Raw genomic sequence first — 10,374 nt, 5'->3', positions numbered from 1 at the left:
TTCAGCTTCAACCTAAAAGCCATGCGTGAATTCGGTCTGGAGCGGATAGCACATTTTGAAAATAACCCCTATCAATGCGAGTTTCTCCAGATTCCGGATACGGTGCTGGTAAAGTCCAAACAAGCACTCAGTAATCCGGCCACAAACATGCTCGAAGGCATCAGGGGCTTTAATGTTGTAATCGATGAGGTCGATCAGTCTCTGGTGGATAAGGTCATTGAACTGGAAGCCTCGGGTGCGAGCAAAAGCGAAAAAGACCAGTTGATCATGAGTGGTATTGGCGGGCATGCGGTAATCGCTGTTGATGACACGGAAAATCTTTACAATATGGGCAAAATGTTTTCTCCCGAACTGGCACAACTGGATCTAAAGCCAGACGGCAAACCAAAAGTGATCAACGATATCTCGCCACAAGCTCTGCCCATTGAAGTACAGGCTGCCATGACTGACACGGCGTACATATTCAGTTTTGGCAAGAATGCCGAGAAAAAATCCGCATTGGTGCAAGGCCTGGAAAGCGAGCCCCACTCGCCACTAATCTCTTATGCGGTTGACATGGATGCCTACATTGGCTTGATCAATAAGGTTTTCGATAGCCCAAAGGCGCAAGAAGAAATGCTGAAAGACGATGAGTTTAGTGAATTGAGTGATCTTGAAGACATGCAAAAGATATTGGAATCCATTTATAATTTATTTGACAGCATGATTGTGAATTTCCGCTTCAGGGATGATGGCATTGTTATCGAACAAAACATTAAAATGAAAAAGTGACATGAAATAGAAACATGAAAAAATTGATCGGATTATGCGTGTTTTGTCTGTTTGCCGGTGGTTGCGTGAGTCTCAACCACCTGGCCTACGATGTGTTGGTCGAGAGACAGGCTGAAGAAAACAGTCAGCATCGCATCGGGGCGCATAAGGAAATGATGAAGGCCGAGTATCCGACCTTTAAGGAATATACGGAAAAACGCGAAGCGTATTTACAAGAACTTGAGTTGTCCGAATCAGAAAAATGAACCGCCCGGTCTGCCAGCCGGCTTAGTTCTCATGCGAGGCCGGACGCGCGAACTCCATAAGCCCGGGTTCATGCCCGGGCAAGACGGATTTAATGTAGTCGCGTAGTGCAAAGCCGGTACCGGATGGCCAGTAACGCACTTTATCCTTGGCAAACAATTTATAGTCATCCAACTCCTCATTCAACTTGATCTCGCCGCTGGCAACCACATGGTAGGCAATGATCAACTGATTCATGCGTTCGAAAGTGTACAAACCGACCAAGGAAACCTCTTTCGCCTCCAGATCAGTTTCTTCTTTCAACTCGCGGATAATCCCTTGTTCGGGCGATTCGCCTTTTTCCAGGAATCCGGTGACCAAACCGTACCAACTAGGTGGCCACAATGTATTGTGGGCGAGCAGTATTTGATCCTGGTAATCCACAATAGCCGCCACCACGGGTGTGGGGTTATCGTAATGAATGTAAGTGCAGGACTCGCTGATACAGATCAAACGCTCACGGTCTTCACTAGTAAGTAACTTGCTCTCAAGTTCGGTAGTGCAGATCGGACAATATTTCATTTTATAGCCAGGCTTGGGTGAGCTTGCCTTTGCGGTCCTGATAATACGGCAGCCAAGCCAGGCCCACCATGTGCACATGCAACTCGGAAGCCTTGGGCTTGATGATGATCTCCTTCAACTCTTCTTCCTGGGCATTGTAAGACGCTTCCAGTTTTTCAATATCTTCTTTGGATTGCAATTCCAGTTCTTCCAGTTGGGCTTTTACCGCGTCGTATTTCTCCTGGGCACGTTCTACATCTTCGGCTTCTTTGCGTGAACTGCCGACTTTTTTGATGGCTGAGCCCATGCTTCTGGCCGAGGTGGCCGAGATACGTTTGCGCCCCATGAGAGAACCCAGGATCGCGGTACCAAAACTGATCACGGTATCCATTTTCTTGTTTTTGGATTGCTCCTGTTGCACTTCAATGGTTTGTTCGGCGCGCATTAGTCGGTTTTCCAGAGTGGTGAACTTGGAGGCGTATTTCTTACGTAAGGCCGCCACTTTTTCGTCGCGCATTTCACGCGCTGCTTCTTGCAAACGCACTCTGAAATCGCCCTCACTTTCACCGGGGTTGGATACCAGTTTAAAGGTCGGACTTTTATACACGGTTAATATTTTCTCAGCCTTGATCCAGCGCTTGAAGGTTCTTTCCCAGGACGTGTAGGATTTTTCTTTACTCAAAACCTTGGCGCTCTCGGCGTAGGCCGCACCACTCTCGGCCTCATCACTGAGGTTGTCGAGATCGATCTCAAGGGCTTCGGCCTCGTCCCAGTCAACAGAAATCGGTGAATCATCCGCCTCGGTCACGAACACCATGCGCTTTTGTTCTTCCACGTCGTAAGTGCGATTGGAGTAGCCCACGTCGGCTGCCCCGATCACATGCGGGTGATAGATAAGCGTGTCATTGTCGGAACCGCGGCGATCGACTGGTAAAAAATACTGATGGATCTTGGGCGACAGGATGGGCGGCTGTTCTTCCTGGTGTATGGATTCTTTTTTAACTTTGGCTTCAACTTTTTGCACAATGCGGGCTGCCGGCAATTGCGGCATTTCAGCCGGCGCTTTTTTCTTGCGCTTGTCCATCAGGGTGCCGATCTGGTCACGCGTCATCGGGCCAGACAGATAGGACATCACCCAACGGGTGTTGAACACAACCGGGCCGTCTTCGTGCACGTTGTGCAACATGAAACGACGTTTACCCAGATTGGTCAGGGTGTTTTCCAGGGTTTTTCTATCCAGACCGCCACCACCGGCGCCTTCCAGACCGTCCAGCACGCGTGCTTTATCCCGTTCGGTTTGCAAACGGCCCAAAAACCAGGTGCCGCAATTCGACAATCCTTTGTAATCCAGATCGACCGGGTTTTGTGTGGCTAATACGAGCCCTAAACCGTAGGCACGCGCCTGTTTTAGCAAGGTCAGGAATAAGGTTTTACTCGGCGGGTTGGCGGTTGGCGGCATGTAACCGAAGATCTCGTCCATATACAAAATTGCACGCAGGCTACTGGTGCCCGGCTGCGATCGCATCCAGCTGATCAGCTCACTCAATAACATGCACACAAAGAACATGCGCTCGGAATCACTAAGATGCGCGATGGACATGACCGAAACCCGCGGTTTGCCATCCGGTGTGTAAAACAAACGACCGGCATCCAGTGCCTCACCTTCCATCCAGGTTTGGAAACCCGGAGCGGCGAGTAAGGCATTGACTTTCATGGCCAGACTAAAGCGGTCTTTGGACGAGTAAATATTCTCGAGATCCATGACCCCGATCTTTTCAAACGGGGGTTGCTGGATGGCTCCGATCAAACCGCCGATGTCCAGGGATTTATTCTGTGCCCAATAATGATTAAAAATATTCGACAACAAAATATGTTCACGTGAGGTCAAAGGATCTGCGTCCATACCCAGCAAAGCCAGGATGGATGTGGCCGTGGCCTGTACTTTTTCACGAAAGGCGTCCGAATCGTTACGAACTTTTTCTGACGGCGCGGTGAAAGACGATAAGACCGAAACCCCCAGGCCGGCGTTGGAACCGGGGGTGTAAATTGTGAAGTCGGCGGATTTTTTGAGTTTCTTAATGCGCTTGGCGTCTTGCCCCCAGGACTTGAGACCTTTTTTCCACAAGGCGGCCTGTTTTTCCGCGTATTCATCCGCCGAGAATCCTTTGTTCAAGGCTTCCTGGGTATTTACCCAAGGGCGAAAGGCATCGGCTTTTTGGGTTGGGAAAGTGAGCAAGATATTGCCGAGGTCGCCTTTGGGGTCAATTGCAATCACCGGGATATTATCAATCGCGGCCTCTTCAAGTAGCCCAATACCCAGACCGGTTTTACCACTGCCGGTCATACCGATGATAACCGCGTGGGTGGTCAGGTCTTTGGAGTCATAAAGCACCAGATCATCCTTCATCTCGCCGTCTGTACCGACTTCTTTACCCAGAAAAAAAGCACCCAGTTTTTCGTAATCTTGCATAGCGTTTCCCGTTCTTATTGGCCGAATTGCAGCTTTGAAAGCGTAATTCCTAAGTGTACCGTGCTTGGTACTGGACGGGAACGCCTTGTGATAGTTTTTTACTTATAATTCTGGCAATTCAGTACAATAAGACGAGATCATCAACACTATGAAACGAGATTTATTATGAGCAAACCCGGCAGCAAGGCTTATGGATTAACCAGCGGCGGCTTGATCGTCCCTGGCTACCAGATACCCAAAACCCATATAACGTCTGCACCGGCGGCTGGCGACGACTCGGCCGGTGGCATGTTGCGCCGTCTGGCCCAGACCATTCTGGAATGGCGTGAAGAGCTACCCGAAGATGCACAACCGGTGATCACCGCGATCGCCAGTGGTGGGGTACAAATCATGGTGGAACGCATGTCGCAAGAAAGCCATCACGGTATTCGTATTGAAGGCAACAGCAATGGCAACCCGTGCATGCTACTCGTGCATCAGGCCAATCTGGAATTGTTGTGCTATATCGAAAAAGTGCAAGACGTGGAATTTCGCCGCAAGATCGGATTTATTATCGATGGGGAAGAGAGCGAGGTTTAGGGAGTGAGGTAGGTCAGATTCCGTATACAGCAAGCACTCCTGCTTTGCTCATCCTTTGACTTCCCTAGACGCCCACAGAACGAAACTGGCTTTTAGAGTCAACGCCCAAACTTCTGCTCAATCCAGCTAGCCCCATAAACTTAGCCTGTCATCCCGCGGCGCGACCGCGGGATCCAGTACTAAACTTCAAAGAATTTCGAAATACAAATCCTTCCACTCAGGATTAATGGATTCAATTAAATTCAACTTCCAATTTCTTTGCCATTCTTTTAAACGCTTTTCACGACGGATAGCCAAATTTACATTTGCAAAAGATTCATAATAAACCAGCTTATTCAGATCATATCGCTTGGTAAACCCAGCCAATGCCTTGTTTTTATGTTGCCAGACCCTCCTGATCAGGTCAGATGTGACTCCGATGTAAAGCGTTCCATTGCGTTTGCTCGCCAATAGATAAACATAATAAATTTTCATTATCATTCCTTGATGTAGAATTTTTCTGGGTCCCGCGGTCAAGCCGCGGGATGACAATTATTAGTATTTAATGTAATTAATATTACTTCAAATACTTGTAATACTGGACTACAAATCGGTTCAGATTTTTCCTACAAAAAATCCCGAACCTTTTGGGAACGGGATTTATTTATTTCAAAAGTCGGACTGGCTAATACTATATCAATTTGGGCACAGGCATTCTGTTTAGCAATTTTGAGATATTTATAAATGCAGCATGCTATCCACCCAAAGCCTGTCATCCCACGGCGCGACCGCGGGACCCAGACTTAGACAAACTACCACCCACACGTCTTGCCAGCGTTCTCTTCTTTCAGGTAGCCCATTAACGGTGCAAAATATTCGATGATCGCGGAGCCATCCATGTCGCGTTCGCCAGTAATGGCTTGCATAGCATTCGGCCATGGCTCACTGGCGCCCATCGCGAGCATGTCACCTAAACGCTTGCCCACGTCTTTATTGCCGAAGATCGAGCATTCATACAGTGGCCCTTCATGCCCTGCCGTTTCACATAAGGATTTGTGGAACTGGAATTGCAAGATGTGGGCGAGAAAATACCGCGTGTAGGGTGTGTTGCCCGGGATGTGATATTTGGCGCCCGGGTCAAAATCGGCCTCTGTGCGTTCTACCGGTGGAACAATGCCTTGATATTTGGTGCGTAACTTCCACCAGTCGGTGTTGTAGGTATCGGGCGTAGTTTTGCCGGCGAATACATCCCAACGCCATTGGTCTACCAGTTTGCTGAAGGGTAAAAATGCGATTTTGTCTAAAGCAAGTTTCATTTGCTGGTTGATCACGGCTTTTTCATTTTTTTCAACCGTCTCGACCAGGCCGATCTGTTTTAGATAATCCGGTGTCATGGAAAGCGTGAGGGTATCGCCAATGCCTTCGTGAAAACCGTCGTGCGCACCGGCTTTAAACAACGGCGGCAAGTCCTGTTGCATTAAATAGTAATAAATGTGTCCGAGTTCGTGATGGATAGTGGTGAACTCTTCAGCGGTTGGCGTGATGCACATCTTGATGCGTACATCGTCTTTCTGATCCATCGGCCAGGCACTGGCGTGACAAACCACATCGCGGTCACGCGGCTTCAGAAATAAAGACTTTTCATAAAACGATTCCGGCAATGCCGGCAAGTCCAGGGAAGTAAAAAAGTCCTCGGCCATGCGCACCATTTTTTCGGCCTTGGCCGCTTCTTTGGCACGCTCGGTTTTGCCTTCAACCGGCATCGCTTCAAGCGCCGAGGTCACATTAAACTCGGCCACGCCAGGATACGGTTCAACCAGATCATAGATCTCGGCCCATTGCTGGCTCCACATATTGCCCATTAAATGCGCCGGCATTGGGCCATCACGACTGACCTTATTTTCGCCATAGGTGTCGGCCAGTTTGTCGCGCACGTAACAATGCAATTCGTCGTACAAAGGCTTGACCTGATTCCACAAACGCTCCGATTCGGCTTCGAATTCGGCTGAGGTCATGTCGTAACCGCCTTTCCAGACATCACCGGTGTTGGCATAACCCAGTTCTTTGGCGCCGGCATTGGTCAACTCCACAAAGCGTGCGTAGTCTTTTTTCATGACCGGGGAAACGGTACGCCAGCCTTTCCAGGCTTCCAGTTGTTCGTCGTAATCGCGGCTGTTCGCCAGAGTTCGGGAAAGGTCACCCAATGACAAACACGAGTCTTCGCCATCCGGACAATACTTGCCCTTGCCATAGGTTGCACCCAGTGAAGACATGATCTTGGCCAGCTCCGCGCGTTGTTCCTCATCATTCGGCGCCGGTAATGAACTGCCCACCTTGATCAGGTTAATGGCACGCAAGGTTTTGGCGTCCGCGCCTTCCAGGTTGAGAGATTTGGTTTGTTCAATAGTTTTACTGTTAAAGGCCAAAAATTTTTCATTCGAGGCCGCTTCCAGTGCCTGGGTGTCATCGGTGATGTAAGTTGCTGCAATCCAGGCCGTTTTCGCACCGACGTCATACAGCTCGACGAGTTCCTTGTTAACCCGATCAACAAACTCTTTGGGAGTTTCCTGTGTGTTGGCACTGGTATTAATGGTTACATCACCATCTTCAACCGTGAGTTCACCCGAACACGCGGTCAGCAAAAGTATCAGACTTGCGCTTAAATAAAATCTTGTTTTGTTCAACATTGCATTCTCCAAACAATGAAGCACCCGAAGGTGCTTCAAAAGGTAAATATCATTTATTGTTTTTAACGCACGCCGTGCATCAGTCGTTTAAACACTAGCGGAGTCAGGATCAAAATTGCAATTCCTGCACCGATCGACATTAACCCAACCTGGTTATAAACCTCTAACACTTTGGCAGGATCACTGACCTCGCCATCTACGCCTGCGGTCATGCGCGCGATCATACTGGCGGCAAAGTTACCCGTAGCCGAGGCCAGGAACCAGGTACCCATCATCAATCCAACAACACGCGGAACCGATAATTTGGTAACTGCGGATAGCCCCACCGGAGACATACACAGCTCACCAAAAGTGTGTAACAAATAGATCAGGAAAATAAAGATGACTGGAGTTTTCAGACCATCAGCGCCGTTCGCACCCCATACCAGTACTAAAAAGCCCAGACCCAAGAGGATCAAGCCCATACCGAATTTGGCCGGAATGGAGGGTTCTTTGTCACGTTTACCCAGATACAACCAGAGTGCGGCAAATACCGGACCAAAGATCACAATATAGATCGCATTGATCGACTGGAATACCGAGGCCGGGACATCGATTCCAAAGATTGTCCGATTAACCGCTTCATCGGTATACAGGTTAAGGGATGAGCCGGCTTGTTCGAACAAGGCCCAGAACAAGATCGAGAAGATCATTAGCATTAATGCCATGATCATCTGGTCACGTTCTTCCTTGGTGCACTTGGTGAACGAGAAAACCAAAATACCGATCACAACGGCCAATCCAAATATGCCCAGCAAGGTACCAACCAACTCCTGGTACTGGATCAACTTCCAGATCACAACCACACCCAGCAAGGTACCGATGTAGATGGTCCATTCATTGCTCAAGCCAATTGGAGATTTAGCCACCAGTTTTTGTGTGTCTGGCGGATCAGCGCGACCCATTAATAAGGGTTGGCCTTTCAGGAAAACAACCAATCCGGCCAACATCCCGATTCCCGCCAAACCAAAGCCGTATTTCCAGCCGTAGGTTTGACCCAGCCAGCCGGCCAGGATCGCACCTGCGGCAGCGCCGAGGTTGATGCCCATATAGAACAGGGTGAAACCCGCGTCACGACGACGATCGCCTTTTTCATACAAGGCACCAACAATCGTTGAGATATTGGCTTTCAAAAATCCAACACCCGAAATGATCAAGGCCAAAGATAAATAAAAGATATTCAAATACAGCGGATTACGTACCACTTCACCCGTCGCCGAAGCCACCGCCGTTGGCCCTTCAAATGCCATACCGAAGTGACCCGCCACCAACAGAATCGCACCAAAGACCACCGCCTTTCTGGACCCCAGATATTTATCGGCCAACAGTCCACCGATTACAGGAGCAACATAAACCAATGCAGTGTACGCACCATAGATCAAATAGGCTTTTTCACGCCCGAATAAAAAATGTTGCGTTAAATAGAAAATTAACAAGGCCCGCATTCCGTAATAGGAAAAGCGTTCCCACATCTCGGTCAAAAACAGGATCATCAAACCTTTGGGATGGCCAAAGAAGCTTGTATCCGTGACGGAAGTCGATTGATTCATGTGAAATCTCTTTGTGATTTGAGTGTTTTAAAATTTATTATTAAATGGATACAGAGAGGCACCCATCAGGTTTAACTGCGTAGCTTGGAGAAAAACGTCTTAACAGTCAAATTTATTGCGTCGCAACACAGGCTAATTGCCTAATTCTTCTGCAATTCTTGCGGTTTTTCGTCTACCTGAACAAAGCGTTGGGAGAAGAACAGTCCTCCCTCGTACAGCAAATACATGGGTACCGCGAGTAAGGTTTGCGAGATCACATCCGGTGGGGTGATCATCATCCCGACCACAAAACACGACAAGAAAATATACGGGCGGTATTGTTTGAGCTTTTCCACCGAGACCAGACCTGTCTTGACCAGTAACATGGTCGCAATGGGAATCTCGAAGGCCACACCAAAGGCAAAAAACAGGGCCAGCACAAAATCGTAGTAATGGGTAATGTCGGTCATCACTGCAACCCCTTGCGGGGCCACTTTATTAAAAAACCCGAACACGATCGGAAACACCACAAAGTATGCGAACAAAGCGCCCAGATAAAACAACACAATACTGCTGACCAACAAAGGTGTGGCAAAGCGTTTTTCGGTTTTATACAAACCGGGTGCCACAAACGCCCACAGTTGATACAGCCAATACGGTGCGGTTAAAAAAATTGCCGCCACAAAAGTAAATTTGAAGGGGGTTAAAAACGGTGACGCCACTTGTGTAGCGATCATGGACTGCCCTTCCGGCAACTGTTCCAGTAATGGCAGGGTTAGTATTCCGAACAAGGGCTGCATGAATGGTGTCAGGATCAAGAACACGATTATGATCGCCACGACCATTTTTAATAAACGTGTTCGCAACTCCAGCAAATGCGAGAGCAAACTTTCTTCCGGCAATGCCTCGGACGTCTTTGGATCAGATGCTTTTGGATTTGACACTTTAGGGTCAGACGATTTTAACTCGGAAGATTGTGATTCTGGCTGGCTCACCTTCACTCCTCATTGTCTTCAAGGTGATCAGGCTTGCTGGTGAAAAAAGCTTTCACATCTTTTTCCACGTCTTTGACATCGTGTTGAAGTTTATTGATCCCGGACTTGATGCCCTGATCCAGACCCTCGGTTTCTTTACTGAGTTCATGCTGGAATTTATAAAACATCTGGCGAGATTGTCGTACCAGCCCACCCAGTTTGCGAGCCACTTTGGGTAAACGTTCAGGCCCCAACACCACCAGGGCGATGAGGGCGATGAGTAACATTTCGGTGAACCCGATATCGAACATAGTTAATATTGAATAAGACTAGACGAAATGATCAATCTTGATGTTCTGGTTTTTTTTCTTCTTCGCGCACCGATTGTTCATGGGTACTTTCGTCACTTTTATCGGCCAGTGCGTCTTTGAATTCTTTTACAGCACCGCCGACATCGCGGCCCGTGTTACGCAATTTTTTTGTGCCGAAAATCAACACCACAATGGCAAGAATAATAAGCAATTGCCAAATACTGATACCACCAAACATATTTCACTCCTGAG

Annotated in this window: 11 protein-coding genes; 3 read left to right on the top strand and 8 right to left on the bottom strand. The window is 48.3% G+C overall.

What is annotated here, in order from left to right; translation table 11 throughout:
- On the top strand, nucleotides 1-771 hold a 771-nt coding region (locus HKN88_01500; GenBank protein NNC96724.1), incomplete at its 5' end, for a hypothetical protein.
- Nucleotides 772-785: 14 nt separating this feature from the next.
- On the top strand, nucleotides 786-1,016 hold the full coding sequence (locus tag HKN88_01495; protein NNC96723.1) for a hypothetical protein: 231 nt from the start codon (nucleotides 786-788) through the stop codon (nucleotides 1,014-1,016).
- A 22-nt stretch (nucleotides 1,017-1,038) separates the two neighbouring features.
- Here the strand turns inward: HKN88_01495 and HKN88_01490 are convergent, their stop codons facing one another.
- Both HKN88_01490 and HKN88_01485 read right to left on the bottom strand, forming a co-directional pair.
- Nucleotides 1,039-1,575: an NUDIX hydrolase gene (locus HKN88_01490; GenBank protein ID NNC96722.1), complete on the bottom strand. Its 537-nt coding sequence runs from the start codon at nucleotides 1,573-1,575 to the stop codon at nucleotides 1,039-1,041.
- Nucleotide 1,576: 1 nt separating this feature from the next.
- Nucleotides 1,577-4,024, bottom strand: coding sequence for a DUF87 domain-containing protein (locus HKN88_01485; protein ID NNC96721.1), 2,448 nt, complete (start codon nucleotides 4,022-4,024; stop codon nucleotides 1,577-1,579).
- Between the two features lie 165 nt (nucleotides 4,025-4,189).
- On the opposite strand from HKN88_01485, the gene HKN88_01480 reads away from it, so the two are divergent.
- Nucleotides 4,190-4,603, top strand: coding sequence for a hypothetical protein (locus HKN88_01480; GenBank protein NNC96720.1), 414 nt, complete (start codon nucleotides 4,190-4,192; stop codon nucleotides 4,601-4,603).
- A 186-nt stretch (nucleotides 4,604-4,789) separates the two neighbouring features.
- Here the strand turns inward: HKN88_01480 and HKN88_01475 are convergent, their stop codons facing one another.
- The 6 genes from HKN88_01475 to tatA form a co-directional block, all read right to left on the bottom strand.
- Nucleotides 4,790-5,077: a GIY-YIG nuclease family protein gene (locus HKN88_01475; GenBank protein NNC96719.1), complete on the bottom strand. Its 288-nt coding sequence runs from the start codon at nucleotides 5,075-5,077 to the stop codon at nucleotides 4,790-4,792.
- Nucleotides 5,078-5,394: 317 nt separating this feature from the next.
- Nucleotides 5,395-7,269, bottom strand: a complete 1,875-nt coding sequence (locus HKN88_01470) for a M2 family metallopeptidase (protein ID NNC96718.1) — start codon at nucleotides 7,267-7,269, stop codon at nucleotides 5,395-5,397.
- A gap of 62 nt (nucleotides 7,270-7,331) precedes the next feature.
- Nucleotides 7,332-8,858 (bottom strand): peptide MFS transporter, encoded by a 1,527-nt coding sequence (locus tag HKN88_01465; protein ID NNC96717.1) that lies wholly within the window; start codon nucleotides 8,856-8,858, stop codon nucleotides 7,332-7,334.
- A gap of 140 nt (nucleotides 8,859-8,998) precedes the next feature.
- On the bottom strand, nucleotides 8,999-9,781 hold the full coding sequence (gene tatC, locus HKN88_01460) for a twin-arginine translocase subunit TatC (GenBank protein NNC96716.1): 783 nt from the start codon (nucleotides 9,779-9,781) through the stop codon (nucleotides 8,999-9,001).
- A gap of 53 nt (nucleotides 9,782-9,834) precedes the next feature.
- Entirely contained in the window at nucleotides 9,835-10,122 is a 288-nt protein-coding gene (tatB, locus tag HKN88_01455; protein ID NNC96715.1) for a twin-arginine translocase subunit TatB, read from the bottom strand.
- A 31-nt stretch (nucleotides 10,123-10,153) separates the two neighbouring features.
- Entirely contained in the window at nucleotides 10,154-10,360 is a 207-nt protein-coding gene (tatA, locus tag HKN88_01450) for a Sec-independent protein translocase subunit TatA (protein ID NNC96714.1), read from the bottom strand.
- Nucleotides 10,361-10,374 lie beyond the last annotated feature (14 nt).

This window comes from Gammaproteobacteria bacterium (assembly GCA_013001575.1).
Classification (GTDB): domain Bacteria; phylum Pseudomonadota; class Gammaproteobacteria; order Steroidobacterales; family JABDMI01; genus JABDMI01.
This window is presented reverse-complemented; position numbering and strand designations above follow the sequence as displayed.